Source organism: Psychroserpens sp. AS72, assembly GCF_038900375.1.
Classification (GTDB): domain Bacteria; phylum Bacteroidota; class Bacteroidia; order Flavobacteriales; family Flavobacteriaceae; genus Psychroserpens.
The window spans coordinates 261112-280345 of sequence record NZ_JBBMRC010000003.1 but is presented as its reverse complement, the minus strand read 5'-3'; the positions used below and the strand labels follow the sequence as shown (position 1 = coordinate 280345).

Genomic DNA, 19234 nt, shown 5'->3' with positions numbered 1-19234 from the left:
AAAAAAGTACACTATGTTTTCTACTATATTTTTACATGAACTAAAGTATTGGCTCAAAAAGCCAGCATTTTATATTTATATGGCAATTTTCTTTGTCTTAGCATTGTTTTTTTCTGCTACAACTGCAGGAATCTTTGATGGTATCACAGCTACAACAGGTTCTTCTAGAATTGTAAACTCGCCAAGTGGAGTTACGGGTTTATTTAATGGATTAACTGTTTTTATATTTTTCTTATTCCCATCAATTATAGGTGTTTCAGTTTATAGAGATTATAAAAGTGAAATGCATACCATTTTATACTCTTATCCGTTTTCTAAAGGAAATTACTTATTTGCAAAGTTTTTCAGTTCTATTTTAATTGTTACATGCATTGTGTTTGTCATTGGAATTGGGATGTTTATTGGTTATAGAATGCCTGGAACTAATTCTGAATTGGTAACAGCTTTCGATATCAAATCTTATTTTAATGCCTATTGGATTTTTATTTTACCTAATATTTTACTCTTTGGAGCGATTGTATTTGCAGTTGTAACCTTTACTAGAAATATTGCAGCAGGATTTATAACAGTCATACTATTATTGTTTGTTCAAGGAGTGACTGAAAGTTTATTATCTGATCCAGATAGTAGATATCTTGCAGGTTTATTAGATCCTTTTGGAGCTGCAGCATCAGATTATTACACAAGATACTGGACTGTTTCAGAGCAAAACGAATTGCACATACCTATAAAAGAATTGATTCTATATAACCGTTTATTATGGTTGGGTGTTGCGAGTTTAATTTTCGGATTGGTGTATAAGTTCTTTCAGTTTAGCCAAAATGCAGTGTCCTTTAGTCTTTTCCGAAGAGAAAAAGGTGAACGTGCTACTAAGCGTAATTTTGGAGGTATTACACGTATTAATCTTCCGAAGGTAAACTTTGATTATTCATTTGTTCAGAATTTAAAAACAACTTGGAAACTCTCCAATATAGATTTTAAATACATCGCTAAAAGCTGGCCATTTATATCTATTGTTCTAGTAGGATTAATTATTGTTTTAATCGCACTTGCCGATGTAGGAAACCCTTACGCAACACCAACATATCCAATGACATGGAGAATGCTAAGAGGTGGAGGAGCATTTGTTATTGCTATAAATATTTGTACTTTTTTATATGCAGGAATGTTGGTAAATAGAAGTAAAACGAATAGAATAAATGGGTTGATTGATGTCACTCCAATTCCAAATTGGTCATTATTTTTATCAAAATTTATTGCCATTGTCAAAATGCAGATATTATTACTTGCAGTAATTATGGTTGCAGGTATTTTATTCCAGTTATATAAAGGTTATTATGATTTTGAAATTGGTTTATATATCAAAGAATTATTTGGTTTAAAACTGATTAATTATGTGATTTGGGCATTTTTAGCCTTAGCTGTACAAACATTAATTAGAAATCCATACTTAGGATTATTTGTATTGATTGTGTTGTCTATTGGAATTCCGTTATTGTCTCTAGCAGGTGTTGAGCAATCTATATTTAAATATAATGAAGGTCCAGGTTTTAGATATAATGATATGAACGGCTATGGCGATTCTCTTGGTCGTTATTTACTATATAAGAGCTATTGGGTTTTAGCAGGTTTAATGCTAATGATTGTTACAGCTTTATTCTGGGTTCGTGGTTTACCTCATTCATTTAGAGAACGTTTATCAATTGCGAAATCAAGATTTAAAACACCTGTAGCTATTGCATTCGCTGCTTTGTTTGTTGGTTTTATAGCTTTAGGATTTAGCATTTTCAAGGAGACTAATATTGATAATGTTAGTTATTCTTCTAATGAGCGTGAGCAACTAAGAGTAGATTGGGAGAAGACGTATAAAAAGTTTGAAAGCTACGCTCAGCCTAGAGTTGTTGCTGTGACTACAGATGTTAATTTATTTCCAGCTGAAAGAAATTTTGAAGCATCAGGAGATTATGTATTGGTTAATAAAACCAATGAAACTATAGATAGCATTTTTCTTAATCATAATGATTATCCAAGTACGTTTAAATTTGATCGTGCCAATGTTTTAGTAAAAGAGGATACTATTTACAATTTTGATATTTATAAACTAGAACGTCCAATGACTCCTGGAGATACGATGACGCTTCATTTTACAGTGAAAAATGAACCAAATACGTTGATTAGTAATAATTCTCCTGTAGTTTTTAATGGAACTTTTATTAATAATAAAGAATTGTTTCCTTCTTTAGGATATTCTGGAGGTAATGAGCTTACAGATGATAAAACAAGAAAAAAATACGATTTACCACCTAATAAGTTAAGACCATTTCCTAGTGATTCAACAGCATTGGGTAATACATATATTGCTAATGATAGTGATTGGATAGACTTTGAAACAACTGTTAGTACTAGCGAAGACCAAATAGCAATTGCTCCTGGTTATTTGCAAAAGGAATGGACAGAGAATGGTCGTCGTTATTTCCATTATAAAATGGATAGTAAAATCTTAAATTTCTATGCATACAACTCTGCAGATTATGAAGTTAAACGTGATAAATGGAAAGATGTTAGTCTAGAAATTTATTACCACAAAGGTCATGAGTATAATTTAGAACGCATGATGAGAGGTATGAAAGCATCGTTAGAATATAATAGCGAGAATTTCAGTCCGTATCAACATAGACAATTACGTATTGTTGAATTCCCAAGTGGTGGATTCGCACAATCGTTTCCTAATACAATTCCGTTTGGAGGAGATACTGGTTTTATTGCAGATGTTGATGATAGTGAAGAAGGTGGTATTGATTACACTTACGCCATTACGGTTCATGAAGTCGCACACCAATGGTGGGCTCATCAAGTGATTGGAGCAGATGTTTTGGGAGCAACCATGTTATCTGAAAGTTTATCAGAATATGTGGCACTTAAAGTCCTTGAAAAAGAACTTGGGAAACCTCAAATGCGTAAATTTTTAAAGAAAGCTCTAGATGATTATCTAACATCAAGAACTTTTGAAAGTAAACGCGAAAATGCGCTAATGTACAACGACGGTCAAGGCTATATACGTTATCAAAAAGGATCATTGGTGTTTTATGGTATTAGCGATTATATTGGTGAAAAGGTTTTAAATGATGCGCTTAAAGGTTATGTTGAGAAAGTGAAATTTCAAGATGCACCTTATACAACGTCAATAGAAATGGTCAATCATATTAGGAAAGTTACACCAGATAGTTTGCAATATGTTATCAAAGACATGTTCGAAACCATTACACTATACGACAACCGTATTCTAGATGTGTCTTCTACGGAAATGGATAATGGTAAGTACAAAGTTGATATAGAATTTAACGTTAGTAAATATAGAAACAATGAAAAAGGAAGACGTTATTATTCTGAACCTGGTCGTGATTCTATTTCGTATTTAGCAGACGGAAAGAAAAGGCCAATAGTATCAGTTAAGTTAGAAGATTATGTAGACATCGGAATTTTTACTGAAGATGAAATCGACGGAAAAAAGAAAGAACGAATTTTATATTTGAAGAAACATAAAATAACGCAAATCAATAACAAAATTTCAATTATTGTTGATGAAAAACCTACAGAAGTAGGAGTAGACCCTTTCAATATTTTGATAGATACACAGTCTAATGATAATAGGCAGAAGTTGTAAAAAATGTTTAATTGTTGAGTTGTTTTTCGTTGAATCGTACTTATTCAGAATTTAATACTTTCGCAGAGTCGCAAAAGGCACCTAGATTTGAAAAATATTCGAGAATAATGTTTTGATGACTATTTATTTCTTCGGAAATAAGTGTTGCCACTGTTAATGTTTAAATCCATTAGTAATAGTAGATGATATTAAAGCTGAAAAAGCATAAAAGAGTAATAATTGGAATTATAGTCATGATATTACTGTTTTTAGCAACGTTCAAATTGCTGCCAACAGAATCTAAACTTTATTTAATCACTGATGTAGATAAATTGCGTAATAATATATTGCCAATCACTATTGTATTATCAATTTTGATTTCTTTTCTAATAATATTTAGAAAAAGTGAATTTACTGGTGGTAAATGGTCTAAAAGTTTTTATATTTTTTATGTACTCATGATGAGTTACTTAGTACATACTTTTACTTCAGATTTATGTATGACAATTGCTTTGAAAACAAATAGAATCACTTCCATAAGTGTTAGCAATGAAACTTTTGTAGCTAGTACTATTACAGATAACTCTGATGGTGAATCAAATTCTCGTATTTGGGTCGTTATGCATGATGAGATGTATGAAGTTCGTGGCAGAATTGCAGGTAAATTGTATGACAATGATGTGGACTCCATGTTTATGCATTACGATGATTTTATGGAAATAAGTGAGAAAAAAGAATTTGAAATTACAATGCAAAATGGGATATTCGGAATTCCTTTTAAACCTGAACTAATAGAATAACAATTCCTTATTAGTAAAATAGAATATAAGACCTTTTGATTTTATAGTTAGCAGGTCATTTTTACGCTCATTTCCGAAGAAAAAAAACGTCAAATCACAATATTAATAGGATTTTAAGGGTTTTCAATCTGTAAATATTTAATTTTACAGCGTATTTGGAATAGTTTTGGATAATTACCTACACATGAAGCGATTGTTATACATATTGTTTATTCTACCATTGATACTCACAGCTCAAATTGAACCTGTGGTACAAGACTCTACTGCTGTAGAATATATTTTGGTAGAAGGTGATTCTATCCCAAAAACATCCATTGATCTCAATGAGGTATTACTATTACATAAATTAAAATTTGCGAGTAAAGAAGATCGCATTACCTATTTGATTTTAAAACGTAAGACTTTAAAAGTGTACCCTTATGCAAAATTAGCTGCAGATCGGTTGACTACATTAAGTGAACGTTTAGAAAAATTAGAAAGCAAGCGTGCAAAAAAGAGGTATGCTAAAATAATCCAAAAATATATTGAAGATGAGTTTTCTGCAGAATTAAAGAAACTGACGCGTACTGAAGGTCAGATTCTTGTTAAACTCATCCATCGACAAACTGGTACAACTACTTTTGGTCTCATCAAAGAATTACGAAGCGGTTGGAGAGCATTTTGGTTTAATACAACTGCGAGCATGTTTGATATTTCACTAAAAGAAGAATTCAATCCAATGGAAGTGAAAGAAGATTTTTTAATAGAAGATATATTAGAACGAGCATTTCAAAATAGACAATTAGAACGTCAAAAGCCAGCAATCGATTTCGATTTCTATGACTTAACAGATAAATGGCTCAATAACAAAGCAACCGCAGAAACTAAAAATTAATGCGCATTCAAACGCCTTTTGAAGAACAGTTAAATGCTTGGAGCCATGGAGTAGGAGCTGCTTTAGGTATTTTAGGCTTAATTCTATTAATAGTTTCGTTACAAACAGAAATGCCCTACGCACTTTTTAGTGTTGTTGTCTACGGATTCTCAATCATCATTTTATTTCTAGCATCAACATTTTATCATGCTGTCAAAGGAGATAAACGTAAACACTATTTTAGAATCGTAGATCACATTAGTATTTATCTGCTTATTGCAGGAACATACACACCAGTTTTGTTAATCACATTGCCAGATAGCCATGGCTGGACGCTTTTCTATACAGTTTGGGGAATTGCAGCTTTTGGAGTGATTTTAAAACTCTTTTTTACAGGACGGTTTGAAACCTTTTCAACGCTTTTGTATCTCGTAATGGGTTGGCTTATCGTATTTGATTTTTCTACATTAGCAGATAGAATGGCAACTAACGGATTGTATTTATTATTTGCAGGAGGTGCTTTTTATACTTTAGGTATAGTCTTTTATGCCATTAACAAAATACCGTATAATCATGTGATTTGGCATTTCTTTGTTTTAGGAGGTGCCATTTGTCACTTTTTTATGGTGTATGGGTTTGTGATTTAGAGTTTTGCTACACATGTTGATCAACTAAAATAGAATTACCATCAGGATCAAGAACTACAAAACTTGCAGGACCTGTTTTGGTTTCATCTGCTTCACTTTCTAGTTTGATGTCTTTAGATTTTAAGTGTTTTTGAATTGCTCTCACATCATCAAATTCATCTAAGTTGTTTGCGTTCTCATCCCAACCAGGATTAAAGGTTAAAATATTATTATCAAACATACCTTGAAATAATCCTACAAGAGAATTACCGTTTTTCATGATGAGATAGTTGTTCTCTAATTGACCTCCAAAGACTGTAAAACCTAAGGTTTCATAAAATGCTTTTGAGGCGTTGATGTCTTTAACTGCTAAACTGATTGAAAATGCACCTAGTGTCATAAAGTGTCGTTTTTATAATTTAAAGTTGAAATTACTCTATCCTAATTGAATGCGTTGTAAAAGACAACCCTTGTTTTCCCATTGTAGAATTCATAACACCTTCAAAAAAAGGTTCAGGACAATTTTTTGGCGTTTTCCACTCAAACATAAAATTTGAACCAGTACCACCTTCAACGTTTATTTCATCAATTATAATTTCAGTAGTTTCTAAAGGCGCTAAATAAATAGGCTTATCAAAATAGGTTTTTAATAATTCACCATGTGTTCCATAATATGACGCTTTAGTAAGATATATGGTGTCTGTATCACTTATATTTCTCAAACTCGCCATTGCTGTAAGATTGTAAGTTGTATGTTGAGAGATACTATAAATTTGTGAATAAATAGATAGGTAAGACTTTCCATACTCTAAAGAATCATTTAGAGGTGTGTTAATTTGCCTTTTTGTCCAGTTTTCTTGGTGAATGTCTACAGATTCTTTTGGAGGCTCACAGCTAAAAAGTAAAACAGTACAAATTATAAAAATGGATGTTAATTTCAATTTTTTAAGACTTTAGATTAATGTTATGCCTAAGATATTGCAATTTCTCGCAAGTTCCAATAAAATGTAATATTTAACTTTCCAAAAAATCGCGATACTCCTCAAAAAACAGTTCAAACTGATTCATGGTTTCATTAAAAAATACCATTACATCTCGCCAGGTATTTTTATTATGGATGGATACTTTTTGTTCTAGAGGTAGATAGACTCTTGAAATTTCTTTACCGTTTTCTAAAAAGTATTCTTCTTCAAATATGACTTCGGAAATATAATCACTCACCAAAATAGCTTTTAAAGATTGTAATTTCTCCCAGTATTTAATTCTGTTTTCTAAATCATCTTCTAAGTCTAAAGCGACTAATGCTTTTTTAGTATCAAAATGAAATTTAAACGAAAAGCCTTTAATTTTTGTATCATACAAAATCCATTTTCTAGGAAATGACTTCCCAAAACTGGTCCAGAATTCTTCTCTTAATAGTCTGCTTTCTTCTTTTGAGAACATTGTTTTGGGTTATATAATAGTATTTAAATCCTGCCTTCCAACAATTGCCATAATCTCCACAATAGATTCATTTATTCTGTAATAAATACTGTTAGAACCCCAAACACAGCGTCTATAGCCTTGTTTTATCTGATCTACAGATTCAAATGAAAACAGACTTTCAGCAATCAAATCAAAATATTCAAAAAAAGTATTGAAATATAAATCAGCTTGTTTCATTCCTAAATTTTCAACTCCATATTTATGAATTCTTTTTAAATCTTCTTTGGCTACATTACTTAGTTTATAGTTTGCCATTAAAGTTGAGATTTAGCTTCTGCTAAAATGTCTTCTTTACTAAGGTTTGTAAATCCGCTTTTCTCTGCTTTTTCTAGTTTTGCATGAATCCAATCAATTTGCACTTGCTGCTTTCTTGCTTGTCTAATCAAATCATTAACGAGTTCACTTTTACTAGAATATTCGTTATTCTCAACTTGATTTTTCAACTACTTGTCATTAGGTTGCGTAAATGAAATGCTCTGCCTTGCCATAATAGTCTTATTTGGTGCTAATTTACACCAAATATGCTTATTTGATAATTAATATAATCACTATAATTAAGTAAAGGCTATGTTGTTTTTCTTATTGGTTACCTCTTATCCAATTTTGATATTCAAAAAATGCTTTATAACTTTTAGAAAATCCAAAATGAGAAATACCAATTCCGTAAATAAAAATCATTACATAAAATGGAATTGTATTAATAAATGGTACATCCAAAGTGCTTAAGAAACCAATTATTGCTCCTACAATAGCTAAACCAAAAAGTATTACAGTTATGATTTGTCCCCATTTTTTTCCAATATAAGTAGCGTACAATAGTCCTACAGTTAATAAAAACCTTATTATTTGTTGTAAAAGTTTCATACCATCTACTTCTGGACGAATGGAGTGATAAAAATAAATTGTATGTATGGAAATTAATAGTACGCTAATAGATATTAGTATGGTTCGTTTCTTTCCGATTTGAGCTAATTCGTTCATCTATTTTTCTATTATATAATATAAGCAATCCCAACACCAAGTATAATAGCAATCAACTTAGACAAATTAAATTTATGACCTTCGCTACTTTCAAAAAGTATCGTCGTAGAAATATGGAAAAAGATCCCAATAACAATGGCATTGATCATGGTGAGGTGATCCGTGGATATTTCCGTAGCATTAGAAATATAAGTTCCTAAAGGTGTCATAAATGTAAATACGACTAAGAAACTTGCTATTTGGAGCTTGCTAAAATTAGATTGCATCAAAAACGCTGAGATTAATGTTGCAATCGGGATTTTATGAATGAGGACTCCATAAACCATGTCGTTGTGCTCATGGATTGGAAACCCTTCTAAAAAACTGTGTAAACATAAACTAATAAACAACATCCATGGGAAAATTGTTTCGTCTTTATGAATATGAACGTGACCATGCTCAGCACCTTTTGAGAAAAATTCTAAGATGATTTGTAATAGAATTCCGCACATGATAAACAATCCTGTGGTTTTTGCTTCTAGATGATGATAGACCTCTGGTAATAAATCAAAAAGTGTGAGTGCTAATAAAAAAGCACCACTAAAAGAGAGTAGGAGTTTGGTGTATAATGATTTTTTTTGTTTGGTAATAAATGCCAACAAAACACCGATGCCTACTGCTAATATGGGAAGTAAATACGATTGCATTATTTAAATATCATGACTAAACGTTCTGATGTTTTTGATACAAATTTATTGAGTTTATAATCTCCAAAAACATCTAATAAATACACACCTGCTTTTGCAAAAAGTGCTTCAAAATCTTCTAATGTAAATGCTCTAACACGTTCTTGAAATTGATACTCTTCACCATCTACAGTAAAAGAAATATCTTTTACAATATAACCATTTTGTACACTCCTTTTTTGATGAAAATCAATGCCCTCAACTGTTTTTGTGTCTTCGGAAACGAGCTGGTCTATCACATATTCGCTATTCATAAAGTCAATAACTCCAAATCCTGTGTCATTTAAATTAGCATGTATGGCTTTTATGGTATTTAGATTATCTTCTTCGTTTTCAAAATATCCAAAACTTGTAAATAAATTAAAAACAGCATCAAACTGCTTTTTATACGGTTTACACATGTCATGAACTTCAAACTGAAGCGTTTCATTTTCAAATTGTTTAGCGTAAGCAATGCTGTTTTCGGATAAATCTACACCTGTAACATTATACCCTAAACTGTTGAGATATACTGAGTGTCTCCCTTTTCCGCAGGCTAAATCAAGGATTTCACCTTGCTCAGGAATATTAAGATAGTTAGTGAGATTATCCATGAAGTGTTGCGCTTCGGTATGATCTCGATCTTTATATAATATATGGTAAAACGGCGAGTCAAACCACGACGCATACCATTGTTGAGTGTCTTTTGTCATATTCATTTTCTATAGAAGTGGGAATCTCTTTAATTCATCTTCTAAACCACAAAAATACTTTATTTTTGCAATCTAATACACGATTAGTCGTAGAGCATGGAGAATAATTATAAAATGGTAGCCAAAACCTTATTTGGTTTTGAAGAGTTATTAGAGAGAGAACTCATACAATTAGGCGCAATGCATGTTAAAAAAGGCGTTAGAAATGTAAGTTTTGAAGGAGACAAGGGTTTTATGTATAAGGCTAACTTAGCACTTCGTACTGCCATTAAAATATTAAAGCCTATAAAAACATTTAGGGTTTCTAATGAGCAAGACCTTTACGATCAAGTTTATAAAATGCCTTGGAATACGTATTTAAAACCTACGGGAACTTTAGCGGTTGATGCAACTGTTCATTCTAAAGCGTTTACTCATTCTTTATATGTTGCTCAAAAAACAAAAGATGCCATTGTAGATAAATTTAGAGAAACTGATGGGCAACGACCTAATGTGGATTTACGTTTTCCAGATTTGAAGATTAATGTGCATATTGATAGACAAGTTTGTACTATATCTTTTGATTCGTCTGGAGAATCTTTACATAAACGAGGTTATAAAACAGCGACAAATATTGCACCAATAAATGAAGTTTTGGCAGCAGGATTAGTGATGTTGTCTGGTTGGGATGGTCAATCTGATTTTATGGATCCAATGTGTGGTAGTGGAACCATTTTGGCAGAAGCTGCGATGATTGCTTGTAATATTCCTCCAAACTTAATGCGTAAGGAGTTTGCTTATGAACGTTGGGAAGATTGGGATGTAGAGTTATTTGAGAAAATAGAAGAGTCTTTGCTTAGTAAAACAAGAGATTTTCATCATAAAATGTATGGTTATGATAAATCACCTAGTGCAGTGGCTAAAGCAAAGGATAACATAAAGAATGCGCATTTAGATGAATTCATAAGCATACAGCACGAAGACTTCTTTAAAACTCAAAAAGCTGGTGAGAATAAATTGCACATGGTTTTTAATCCACCTTATGGAGAACGTTTAGATATCAATATGGAGGAATTTTACAAAAATATTGGTGATACTCTAAAACAAGGATATCCTGGAACAGATGCTTGGTTTATAACTTCAAATCTAGAAGCTTTAAAACATGTTGGTTTGAGACCTTCTAGAAAAATACATTTAGTAAATGCAAAATTAGAAGCGCGTTTAGTGAAATATGTAATGTATGAAGGTAGTAAGAAAGGAAAATATATGAATAATGATAACGATTAAAATGATGATAAAAAAAATAGTATGTGTTGTTGTATTAGTAATGATTAGTGCAATTAGTTTCGGACAAGAATTAAAATGTAAAAAGTTTAAAACAGGAACTTTTATAATTCCAGGAGATTCTATCGTACCTCAATCGACACTTAAACGAAACAAAACAAGTCAGTTTGAATCTATTTCTGCTAAAGTATTTATGGATTTAGATATTACTTGGACAGATGATTGCAACTATGTTTTAACAATTAAAGAGGGAACTCCTGAGGAAGATATTTCCGAAGTAGAAAAATTAATCGAAGAAGGTGGAGGTTTAAGAATTCAAATGCTTAAAACTGTAAAAGATACGATGTATTTTAGAGCAATTGCAACTATCAAAGGAACAGATTACCCAACCGATGGAAAGCAAATTAAAATTAGTAAAAAATACTAAGCTACTAATTTGTTTCTTTTTCTAAAACAACTTTTTTATCCTTTTTAAAAATAGGTACTAAGTAAGATAGTGAGTAGCCAAAACCTAATCCGAAACGACCACTATCATAGGTTCTATTAAATCCAGGAACGTACAAGTTTTCAAAATCAACAGGTTGATCTTGGGATACCATTGCTTTTATTTGAATATTAAGTCCTGCGTACAAATTTGTAAACAATTCTGCTTTAAGACCAATAACTAATTCTGCCCATATTGCAGATAAGCCATTATATTCTATTGCATCAGTGTTTATAGATTGGTTATTCCAATATTGATCTGTGTTATAAATGGTAAATTGATTTTGAGTCTGACTAAAGGTGCTCACTCCAACTCTAAAACCAGTATAGATCATATTTTGCATGTCTAACCAATTGGTGTAAGTATTATAATCTATTCCTGCTTTAAAGTAGCTTCCTTTTGCTGTAACGTCTAAGAAATCTGTAGCTATTCTACGTTCTTCTGTACCTAATTCTCCAGCGATATATAGTTTTTTACTTAATCTATAATCACCAATAATCTCAAAACCAGTGTACTCTTTGTCAATAACAGAACGTGCTATTTTACCAATGTCTCCACCTAATCGTAGTCCGTATTTTTGCTTATAAACTAAGGTGTCTGCTTGTTTTTCTGTATCTCCAATTTGAGCGTTTGATGCTATAGAAAATAGCATCACTATTATCAAATTAATGATAAATAATAATCTGTGCTGCGTTTTCATTTTCTATAGTTTGATTAATTATTTCAAAACTTGTAATCCATGTATCATCGTCGCCTTGAGCACTTCCATCTCTTTGGATGCCTTGTGTTTCATCTAGGTTAAAAATACTTTTATAACCACAAGCTCTTGACACATAAATAAACTCTGGCGTGTATGTTATAGAAATGATATCTGGATTTGAGCTTGTAGTTAAGTCTTGTTCACCATCACTATCAACATCATCAGAATAATCTGCATTTTTTTCTAATTGAAATCGGGTTGTAGTTATCACATCCTGATCCTGAAAGTTTAGAGGCAAATTTATGGAGTCAGTTTCAGTTCTACTTAATATGTCTTCACTCAATGGCATATCATTTTCATCTAATCCTACAATTTCCAATTGTCTAACCTGCTTTAGATTATTGGGATTGTCTATATCATAAAATCTAATGATTAAATGTGGTGTAGTTGATGTCGCTTCAGAACAAATATCATCGCGCTCGCAACCTAAAAAAGTAATGCTTGTAATAACAATAACTACAAAGCTTATTAAAATAAAATATTTTTTCATTGACTATTTATCGTTTTTCTAAAAGCACAACATTTTCCACATGATGTGTTTGCGGAAACATATCAACAGCCTGAGTTTTAGTGATTTTATATACATCTTTTAATAACGCTAAATCTCTTGCTTGTGTTGCACTGTTACAACTTACATAAACTATTTTTTCTGGCGCAATATTTAATATTTGATTAACAACATCTTTATGCATTCCGTCACGTGGAGGATCTGTAATAATCACATCTGGTTGTCCGTTTTGAGAAATAAACTCATCATTAAAAACGTTTTTCATGTCACCAACAAAGAAGTCAACGTTTTCTATACCATTTAATTGTGCATTTTCTTTTGCTGCAATAATCGCATCCGGAACAGCTTCTACACCAACCACGAATTTTGCTTTTTTGGCAACAAATTGTGCTATAGTTCCTGTTCCTGTATATAAATCGTAAACAAGTTCATCACCTTTTAAATCGGCAAAGTTTCTCGTTATTTTATACAATTCATAAGCTTGATGAGAATTGGTTTGGTAAAATGATTTAGCGTTGATTTTAAATCGTAGGCCTTCCATTTCCTCAAAAATATGATCGTCTCCTTTATAAAGAATAACATCTTGATCATATATGGTATCGTTTGCTTTTCCGTTAATCACATATTGTAATGATGTGATCTGCAGAAATGTGCCAGCTAGAAAATCGAGTAATAATTCACGTTTTTCCTTATCTTCTTTAAAAAACTGAATCATCACCATTAAATCTCCAGTTGTTGAAGTACGAATCATCATGGTACGAAGCAATCCTGTTTGGTTTCTGGTATTGAAGAATTCTAATCCGTTCTCAACCGAAAATTCTTTAACAGCATTTCTAATCGCATTTGAAGGATCTGCTTGTAACCAACATTTATTGATATCTAGAATTTTGTCCCACATACCAGGAATATGAAACCCTAAGGCATTTCTATCACCTAAATCTTCATCACTTTGAACTTCTTCTATTGTTAACCAACGACTATCACTAAATGAGAACTCCATTTTGTTACGATAGAAGTACTGTTCTGCCGAACCAAGAATTGGAGTGACCTCTGGTAATTCTAAATGACCAAGACGAACCAAATTATTAGTCACCTCTTTTTGTTTGTATTCTAACTGATATTTATAATCCATATCCTGCCATTTGCAACCACCACAAACACCAAAGTGTTCACATTGAGGTGTAGTTCTTTTATCAGATAGTGTATGGAATTTTATGGCTTTTCCTTCAAAATAAGACTTTCGTTTTTTAAAGGTTTGCACATCTACAACGTCTCCAGGAACAGCGTTTGGTAAAAAAATGACGCGACCATCTGGTGCTTTACCAATAGTTTTTCCTTTTGCACCTGCATCTATAACTTCGATATTCTCGAAAATCTGTCGTTTGTTTTTGCTTCTTGCCATAATGCAAAAATAATAATCATCATAGATAAACTATAGGGAAATAGAATTATCTTTAAAAAACATCAAAAATAAATGAACCTTTTTTATTTTTCTACGTCTTTAAGGTATGAGAGTCACAAATAATCATAAACGTATTATTCAACAACCTGTAGAAAAGGTGTCTCAATTATTCAAAACCTTAGCAACAACTGAAGATCAAATCTGGCCTTCACAACATTGGCCAGCAATGCGATTTAAAGAGGGATTAAAGATTGGGAATAAAGGAGGTCACGGACGAATTCGTTATACCATTATTGGATTTGAAGCAGGACATCATATTAAATTCAAATTCTCAAAGCCTGTGGGTTTTAATGGAACGCATGAGTTGAATGTTTCAGCTATTTCCGAAGTTACTACAGAAATATCTCATAACATTACCATGAACACAACATGCAAAGCTAGTCTGCTGTGGATATTTGTAATTCGCTGGTTACATGATGCTTTAATTGAAGATGCCTTTGATAACGTAGAGCATCACTTTTCGGACTTGCCTGCCGAAAAGGTAGGAGAGAAGAAAAACACAAACTACAATTTTTGGGTCATATGTTTAAGAGGCTATTATAAACGTAATGTAATTAAAACTAAAACAGCCTAATTGAAAAAAGATAAACATATAGATGCTATGCTTGTTGAAGCTTATCAGGCTGGAGACCAAAAAGCAATAGCTAGTTTAGTGAAACGATGGCATTTTGAATTTTGTAAAAAGGCCTATTTTATGGTTAAAGATGCAGCTGCATCAAAAGATATAGCGCAAGAGAGCTGGCAAACTATAATGGATAAGTTACATACATTAGAAAAACCATCAAGTTTTAAAAGTTGGGCATTACGTATTGTTTATAATAAATCATTGGATGTTTTACGACAACAAAGTAAGGATCGAAAACAGGAAACTAAAATTGAGACTATACAAGTCGCAGTAGATGATGATTATAAAGAAGACACAGCGCTTAAAAAAGCACTCTTAAAAGCAATACAACAGTTGCCAATGCACCAACAAATCATTGTGAGACTTTTTTATACTGAAGATTATTCGTTAAAAGAAATAAGTGACTTATTAAACATATCTGTTGGGACAGCAAAATCAAGACTGTTTCATGCCAGAGAAAAACTGAAATTAATATTAAAAGACAATAATTATGAAAACTAATATGGAAGATATCGATCAATTAATTAAAGATACATTAACCCAAGAAGAAGCAAAGTTCTATGACAAGCTTGAAGAACAAAATGTTTTAGGAATGATAGGTGGTCTGTTTACAGGTAAGAACAAGTGGATTGTAATTCTTATGAATATTATGACACTAATTTTCTTTGGACTCTTTATTTATTGTGTGGTCAATTTTTTTGATACAACAGAGACACATGAATTACTTAAATGGGGAATTGGTAGTCTTGTGTTCTTGATTGGTGTAAGTATGCTAAAGATTTTTGCTTGGATGCAAATGGATAAAAATGCGATTCTTAGAGAGATGAAACGTTTGGAGTTGCAAGTCTCGTCAATGGCAAGTAAATTATAAATTAGACATAAAAAAACTGCTTAGTTAACAACTAAGCAGTTTTAAAAATGAAGTAGATACTATTATTTAGTATTAAATTTTTCAAGAATTTTACTCATCTGTTTACCAGCAGCTTCTCGTCCACCTAAACCAAATGATAGTACAATAGTTAATGCTACTGTTCCTAAAGTAATCCCAAATGCTAGGTTTACTATCTCATCTGCAATTCCCATTGAACGTAACCCAATAGCTAAGAAAATAGCGATAATACTAATCTTAACAATAGATACTACAAACGGATTGTTTTTACTATTTAAAGCTTTAGTAAATAAGTTAGCAACAAGTAATCCAATACCAACAATAGCAATACCAAATATAATTTTACCTGCATATGCAATAACAGTATCTAATATATTTGTGAGTTGTGTGAATTCTAATTTTTCAAAAGCGGTAAGCATTCCAAAAATAACGATGAATGCGTAAGCTATCTTTGAAATAAGTGACGCTATGTTTTTAGTTCCTATATATTCTGAAATATTCATTTTATCAGCTAAACTGTTTAGGTTTAAATTATCTAATAAATCTTTTAATAGTTGTGATACAAATTTTCCAACAAAAACAAATATGATGATAATTATAGTAGCTACAACTATTTTAGGAATCGCTTCAAAGAATGATGTAAGCATACTTGTTGCTGGATCAGAAATTGCTCTCATATCTAAAATATGAAAAGCAGATATTAATAAAGGAATAAAAATGAAGATAAAAACAACCTTCTTTAATACTTTAACGAGATCAATGTTTTCGGGTAATTTATATTTAGGCACTAATTTATTGATGGTATCTCCAGATAATTCTACAAGTTGAGATACAATAGTAGCAAGCATATAACCAATATAGGCAACTAAACCTGCTCCAATAATATTTGGGATGTAATTTGTAAACCCATTGAGTAAGTTCTTTAACGGTTCAAGTACATCGGTTAATCCTAGTTTTTCTAAGGCTAACATAAATACGAAAATCATAACTAAGAAATATAAAAGCTTCCCTACAAATGATGAAATATTTATTTTATTGTTTTTTAGCTTATCATCTACACCTGTTTTTTTAATAAGTTTTGAGATTATTCGTTTTAAAAACCCAGCAATAAACCATCCAATAATAATGATTAAAATTGCACTAATTACGCTTGAGAGGTTATCTCCAAAGGATGCAGTAAGTTTGTCTAAAAGTTGTAGTAAATAGTCCATAGTTAAAAGTGTGTTAGTTTATGTTAATTATAAATAGGACACACAATTCTTTAAAAAGACACATAATTATGGTTTTCATTTTTCATAGCAATTATAATTTCTTAATTTGCGAGTCTAGGGATGATTTCTCTCCCACGCTGCTTTTTCAGCTTCTCTGAAAGAATAAAGGTGATGAAGGAATGGTTATTTTATTAATTTAAAACAAAATTAAAATGGCTGTTTTAGACCAATTAACTTCGCAACAAGCGATAGATTTAGAAAACAAGTATGGTGCACACAATTACCATCCACTTCCAGTAGTACTGAGTAGAGGAGAAGGTGTGTTTGTTTGGGATGTAGAAGGTAAGAAGTATTATGACTTCCTATCTGCTTATTCTGCTGTCAATCAAGGGCATTGTCATCCTAAAATCGTGGATGCAATGACAAAGCAAGCGCAAACTTTGAGCTTAACGTCAAGAGCATTTTATAATGATGTGCTTGGGAAGTATGAGAAATATGCATCTGAGTATTTCAACTTTGACAAATTATTACCAATGAATACAGGAGCCGAAGCCGTTGAGACAGCTTTGAAAATTTGTAGAAAATGGGCTTATGAAGTTAAAGGTATTGATGAGAATAAAGCTGAAATCATCGTGTGTGAGAATAATTTCCACGGAAGAACAACAACAATTATCTCGTTTAGTAATGATCCTGTTGCCAGAAAAAACTTTGGACCATATACTGACGGATTTATAAAAATTGAATATGATAATCTAAAAGCGTTAGAAGATGCTTTAGAAAATAATAAGAATGTTGCTGGATTCTTGGTTGAGCCTATTCAAGGTGAAGCTGGAGTTTACGTGCCTAGCGAAGGGTATTTAGCAAAAGCAAAAGCGCTGTGTGAACAACATAATGTTTTGTTTATTGCAGATGAAGTACAAACAGGAATCGCAAGAACAGGTCGTTTATTGGCTACCTGCGGAAATTGTAGTTGCTCAGATAAAAATTGCTCTGGTACACCAGAAGTAAAACCAGATATTTTGATTCTTGGTAAAGCTCTATCTGGAGGTGCTTATCCTGTAAGTGCAGTTTTAGCTAACGATCCAATTATGAATGTAATTAGACCAGGAAATCATGGAAGTACTTTTGGAGGAAATCCAATTGCAGCAGCAGTTGCAATAGCAGCTTTAGAAGTGGTTAGAGACGAAGATTTGGCAGAGCAAGCTTTTCAATTAGGAGAATTGTTTAGAAGTGAATTGCAAAAATATATTGAAACAAGTCCTATTGTAAACCTTGTAAGAGGTAAAGGTTTGTTAAATGCTATTGTCATTAATGACGATGAAGATAGTGATACAGCTTGGAATATTTGTATGGCATTACGTGACAACGGATTGTTAGCAAAACCAACTCACGGAAACATTATTCGTTTTGCACCACCTTTAGTAATGACTAAAGAGCAATTGTTAGATTGTGTATCTATCATTGTAAAAACGTTAAAGCAGTTTGAAACTTAAAATTTCCGAAGTACATCAAAATAAAAAACCTCAATATTTCTATTGAGGTTTTTTTTGTTAAGTACCTTTTAAGTACTATTGATTTTGTTGCTGTTGCATGTCTTCAATCATGTTCATGTACTGTTGTGTCATTTCTTCATATTGACCTGTTGCCAATAAATATATTAACACTAAAACAATAATAGCACTTAATACTAAGCCAATAATAGCAATGATTTTTGCTGTTTTAACTTGTTGAAAGTTACTATATAATTCTGGGTTTTCAGCATACGTTTTTTCATCTTTTTTAACTAGAAATAAAGCAACACCAGATAATACTAGTCCGCCAATACCGTTTGTACAACAACAGCCGATGAATGATAAAATTGCAAGAACCATACTTATGGTTGCATTAGGTAATTTTTGATTTTCCATTTGTAAAATTTAATTGATTAGTTTTAGAATAAAGTTAGTTAATATCATTACGATAGATATGATAGCCAAAATACTTATAATTCTACTACCATTTTTAAATTTAAAGAAAAAATTTAAACCTATAAAAAGAAACAGTATAATTAATGGATAAATTGCTGGATACATTTTAAATGCTGCAATAAATTCTCCATGATATAGTAAAGATAGTGCACGTTGACCACCACAACCCATACACTCAAAGCCTAAGATTTTTTTATTAATACAAGGAAGCATGTAGTCTTCAGGAGACATCATATAGTTTGATATAAGTCTCACAAAAG

General features: G+C 31.7%; 24 protein-coding genes. 10 read left to right on the top strand and 14 right to left on the bottom strand.

Translation table 11 applies throughout. The features are described 5' to 3' along the window. Positions 1-13: 13 nt before the first annotated feature. From WNY78_RS07475 to WNY78_RS07460, 4 genes are all read left to right on the top strand, one after another. On the top strand, positions 14-3664 hold the full coding sequence (locus WNY78_RS07475) for a M1 family aminopeptidase (RefSeq protein WP_342872575.1): 3651 nt from the start codon (positions 14-16) through the stop codon (positions 3662-3664). A gap of 233 nt (positions 3665-3897) precedes the next feature. Next, positions 3898-4443, top strand: coding sequence for a hypothetical protein (locus WNY78_RS07470; protein WP_342872574.1), 546 nt, complete (start codon positions 3898-3900; stop codon positions 4441-4443). A 184-nt stretch (positions 4444-4627) separates the two neighbouring features. Continuing rightward, positions 4628-5317, top strand: a complete 690-nt coding sequence (locus WNY78_RS07465; protein WP_342872573.1) for a DUF4294 domain-containing protein — start codon at positions 4628-4630, stop codon at positions 5315-5317. After that, the gene (locus WNY78_RS07460; RefSeq protein ID WP_342872572.1) at positions 5317-5943 is read left to right on the top strand and encodes a hemolysin III family protein; all 627 of its coding nucleotides are present in this window, start codon (positions 5317-5319) and stop codon (positions 5941-5943) included. Before WNY78_RS07465 ends, WNY78_RS07460 begins: the two co-directional genes overlap by 1 nt. Before the next feature lie 7 nt (positions 5944-5950). Here WNY78_RS07460 and WNY78_RS07455 read toward each other — a convergent pair whose 3' ends face one another. The 8 genes from WNY78_RS07455 to WNY78_RS07420 form a co-directional block, all read right to left on the bottom strand. Further along, complete coding sequence (locus WNY78_RS07455) at positions 5951-6322, bottom strand: VOC family protein (RefSeq protein ID WP_342872571.1); 372 nt, start codon at positions 6320-6322, stop codon at positions 5951-5953. Between the two features lie 31 nt (positions 6323-6353). Then, complete coding sequence (locus tag WNY78_RS07450; RefSeq protein WP_342872570.1) at positions 6354-6863, bottom strand: DUF3124 domain-containing protein; 510 nt, start codon at positions 6861-6863, stop codon at positions 6354-6356. A gap of 73 nt (positions 6864-6936) precedes the next feature. Further along, positions 6937-7365, bottom strand: coding sequence for a DUF4268 domain-containing protein (locus WNY78_RS07445; protein WP_342872569.1), 429 nt, complete (start codon positions 7363-7365; stop codon positions 6937-6939). Positions 7366-7374: 9 nt separating this feature from the next. Next, entirely contained in the window at positions 7375-7662 is a 288-nt protein-coding gene (locus WNY78_RS07440; protein ID WP_342872568.1) for a type II toxin-antitoxin system RelE/ParE family toxin, read from the bottom strand. Beyond that, positions 7662-7850 carry a CopG family transcriptional regulator gene (locus tag WNY78_RS07435; protein ID WP_342872567.1) on the bottom strand — a complete coding sequence of 63 codons (189 nt, stop codon included), beginning with the start codon at positions 7848-7850 and terminating at the stop codon, positions 7662-7664. Before WNY78_RS07435 ends, WNY78_RS07440 begins: the two co-directional genes overlap by 1 nt. A gap of 136 nt (positions 7851-7986) precedes the next feature. After that, complete coding sequence (locus WNY78_RS07430; RefSeq protein WP_342872566.1) at positions 7987-8388, bottom strand: hypothetical protein; 402 nt, start codon at positions 8386-8388, stop codon at positions 7987-7989. A gap of 11 nt (positions 8389-8399) precedes the next feature. Next, positions 8400-9074, bottom strand: coding sequence for a ZIP family metal transporter (locus WNY78_RS07425; protein ID WP_342872565.1), 675 nt, complete (start codon positions 9072-9074; stop codon positions 8400-8402). Beyond that, a complete protein-coding gene (locus WNY78_RS07420) occupies positions 9074-9805 on the bottom strand; it encodes a class I SAM-dependent methyltransferase (RefSeq protein ID WP_342872564.1) in 732 nt (243 codons plus the stop codon). Before WNY78_RS07420 ends, WNY78_RS07425 begins: the two co-directional genes overlap by 1 nt. A 96-nt stretch (positions 9806-9901) precedes the next feature. Between WNY78_RS07420 and WNY78_RS07415 the strand changes: the two genes are divergently transcribed. Both WNY78_RS07415 and WNY78_RS07410 read left to right on the top strand, forming a co-directional pair. Beyond that, positions 9902-11071 (top strand): THUMP domain-containing protein, encoded by a 1170-nt coding sequence (locus tag WNY78_RS07415; protein ID WP_342872563.1) that lies wholly within the window; start codon positions 9902-9904, stop codon positions 11069-11071. Next, a complete protein-coding gene (locus tag WNY78_RS07410) occupies positions 11058-11495 on the top strand; it encodes a hypothetical protein (RefSeq protein ID WP_342872562.1) in 438 nt (145 codons plus the stop codon). The genes WNY78_RS07415 and WNY78_RS07410 overlap by 14 nt, the downstream gene beginning before the upstream one ends. A gap of 4 nt (positions 11496-11499) precedes the next feature. Here the strand turns inward: WNY78_RS07410 and WNY78_RS07405 are convergent, their stop codons facing one another. Genes WNY78_RS07405 through rlmD form a run of 3 tightly spaced genes read right to left on the bottom strand, consistent with a single transcriptional unit; the run spans position 11500 to position 14222 of the window. Beyond that, positions 11500-12252, bottom strand: a complete 753-nt coding sequence (locus WNY78_RS07405) for a DUF6048 family protein (RefSeq protein WP_342872561.1) — start codon at positions 12250-12252, stop codon at positions 11500-11502. Further along, positions 12218-12802, bottom strand: coding sequence for a DUF6452 family protein (locus WNY78_RS07400; protein ID WP_342872560.1), 585 nt, complete (start codon positions 12800-12802; stop codon positions 12218-12220). Before WNY78_RS07400 ends, WNY78_RS07405 begins: the two co-directional genes overlap by 35 nt. Before the next feature lie 7 nt (positions 12803-12809). Next, on the bottom strand, positions 12810-14222 hold the full coding sequence (gene rlmD / locus WNY78_RS07395) for a 23S rRNA (uracil(1939)-C(5))-methyltransferase RlmD (RefSeq protein WP_342872559.1): 1413 nt from the start codon (positions 14220-14222) through the stop codon (positions 12810-12812). A 106-nt stretch (positions 14223-14328) separates the two neighbouring features. On the opposite strand from rlmD, the gene WNY78_RS07390 reads away from it, so the two are divergent. The 3 genes from WNY78_RS07390 to WNY78_RS07380 are packed head-to-tail and all read left to right on the top strand — an operon-like array spanning position 14329 to position 15778. Then, positions 14329-14856 (top strand): hypothetical protein, encoded by a 528-nt coding sequence (locus tag WNY78_RS07390; protein WP_342872558.1) that lies wholly within the window; start codon positions 14329-14331, stop codon positions 14854-14856. Next, positions 14857-15408 carry an RNA polymerase sigma factor gene (locus WNY78_RS07385; RefSeq protein WP_342872557.1) on the top strand — a complete coding sequence of 184 codons (552 nt, stop codon included), beginning with the start codon at positions 14857-14859 and terminating at the stop codon, positions 15406-15408. It begins immediately after the preceding gene. Continuing rightward, a complete protein-coding gene (locus tag WNY78_RS07380; RefSeq protein WP_342872556.1) occupies positions 15398-15778 on the top strand; it encodes a DUF6768 family protein in 381 nt (126 codons plus the stop codon). The genes WNY78_RS07385 and WNY78_RS07380 overlap by 11 nt, the downstream gene beginning before the upstream one ends. 62 nt (positions 15779-15840) lie before the next feature. Here WNY78_RS07380 and WNY78_RS07375 read toward each other — a convergent pair whose 3' ends face one another. Then, the gene (locus WNY78_RS07375; RefSeq protein WP_342872555.1) at positions 15841-17007 is read right to left on the bottom strand and encodes a mechanosensitive ion channel; all 1167 of its coding nucleotides are present in this window, start codon (positions 17005-17007) and stop codon (positions 15841-15843) included. A gap of 212 nt (positions 17008-17219) precedes the next feature. Here WNY78_RS07375 and rocD point away from each other — a divergent pair, with 212 nt between their 5' ends. After that, a complete protein-coding gene (gene rocD / locus WNY78_RS07370) occupies positions 17220-18500 on the top strand; it encodes an ornithine--oxo-acid transaminase (RefSeq protein ID WP_342872554.1) in 1281 nt (426 codons plus the stop codon). Positions 18501-18575: 75 nt separating this feature from the next. Here rocD and WNY78_RS07365 read toward each other — a convergent pair whose 3' ends face one another. Both WNY78_RS07365 and WNY78_RS07360 read right to left on the bottom strand, forming a co-directional pair. After that, complete coding sequence (locus WNY78_RS07365; protein WP_321228083.1) at positions 18576-18914, bottom strand: CCC motif membrane protein; 339 nt, start codon at positions 18912-18914, stop codon at positions 18576-18578. A gap of 9 nt (positions 18915-18923) precedes the next feature. Continuing rightward, entirely contained in the window at positions 18924-19229 is a 306-nt protein-coding gene (locus WNY78_RS07360) for a DUF2752 domain-containing protein (RefSeq protein ID WP_342872553.1), read from the bottom strand. Positions 19230-19234 lie beyond the last annotated feature (5 nt).

Coding starts and splice junctions, on each gene's coding strand:
- WNY78_RS07475 (WP_342872575.1), top strand. CDS start 14: ATGTTTTCTACTATATTTTTACATGAACTAAAGTATTGGCTCAAAAAG.
- WNY78_RS07470 (WP_342872574.1), top strand. CDS start 3,898: ATGATATTACTGTTTTTAGCAACGTTCAAATTGCTGCCAACAGAATCT.
- WNY78_RS07465 (WP_342872573.1), top strand. CDS start 4,628: ATGAAGCGATTGTTATACATATTGTTTATTCTACCATTGATACTCACA.
- WNY78_RS07460 (WP_342872572.1), top strand. CDS start 5,317: ATGCGCATTCAAACGCCTTTTGAAGAACAGTTAAATGCTTGGAGCCAT.
- WNY78_RS07455 (WP_342872571.1), bottom strand. CDS start 6,322: ATGACACTAGGTGCATTTTCAATCAGTTTAGCAGTTAAAGACATCAAC.
- WNY78_RS07445 (WP_342872569.1), bottom strand. CDS start 7,365: ATGTTCTCAAAAGAAGAAAGCAGACTATTAAGAGAAGAATTCTGGACC.
- WNY78_RS07440 (WP_342872568.1), bottom strand. CDS start 7,662: ATGGCAAACTATAAACTAAGTAATGTAGCCAAAGAAGATTTAAAAAGA.
- WNY78_RS07430 (WP_342872566.1), bottom strand. CDS start 8,388: ATGAACGAATTAGCTCAAATCGGAAAGAAACGAACCATACTAATATCT.
- WNY78_RS07425 (WP_342872565.1), bottom strand. CDS start 9,074: ATGCAATCGTATTTACTTCCCATATTAGCAGTAGGCATCGGTGTTTTG.
- WNY78_RS07420 (WP_342872564.1), bottom strand. CDS start 9,805: ATGACAAAAGACACTCAACAATGGTATGCGTCGTGGTTTGACTCGCCG.
- WNY78_RS07415 (WP_342872563.1), top strand. CDS start 9,902: ATGGAGAATAATTATAAAATGGTAGCCAAAACCTTATTTGGTTTTGAA.
- WNY78_RS07410 (WP_342872562.1), top strand. CDS start 11,058: ATGATAACGATTAAAATGATGATAAAAAAAATAGTATGTGTTGTTGTA.
- WNY78_RS07405 (WP_342872561.1), bottom strand. CDS start 12,252: ATGAAAACGCAGCACAGATTATTATTTATCATTAATTTGATAATAGTG.
- WNY78_RS07400 (WP_342872560.1), bottom strand. CDS start 12,802: ATGAAAAAATATTTTATTTTAATAAGCTTTGTAGTTATTGTTATTACA.
- rlmD (WP_342872559.1), bottom strand. CDS start 14,222: ATGGCAAGAAGCAAAAACAAACGACAGATTTTCGAGAATATCGAAGTT.
- WNY78_RS07390 (WP_342872558.1), top strand. CDS start 14,329: ATGAGAGTCACAAATAATCATAAACGTATTATTCAACAACCTGTAGAA.
- WNY78_RS07380 (WP_342872556.1), top strand. CDS start 15,398: ATGAAAACTAATATGGAAGATATCGATCAATTAATTAAAGATACATTA.
- WNY78_RS07375 (WP_342872555.1), bottom strand. CDS start 17,007: ATGGACTATTTACTACAACTTTTAGACAAACTTACTGCATCCTTTGGA.
- rocD (WP_342872554.1), top strand. CDS start 17,220: ATGGCTGTTTTAGACCAATTAACTTCGCAACAAGCGATAGATTTAGAA.
- WNY78_RS07365 (WP_321228083.1), bottom strand. CDS start 18,914: ATGGAAAATCAAAAATTACCTAATGCAACCATAAGTATGGTTCTTGCA.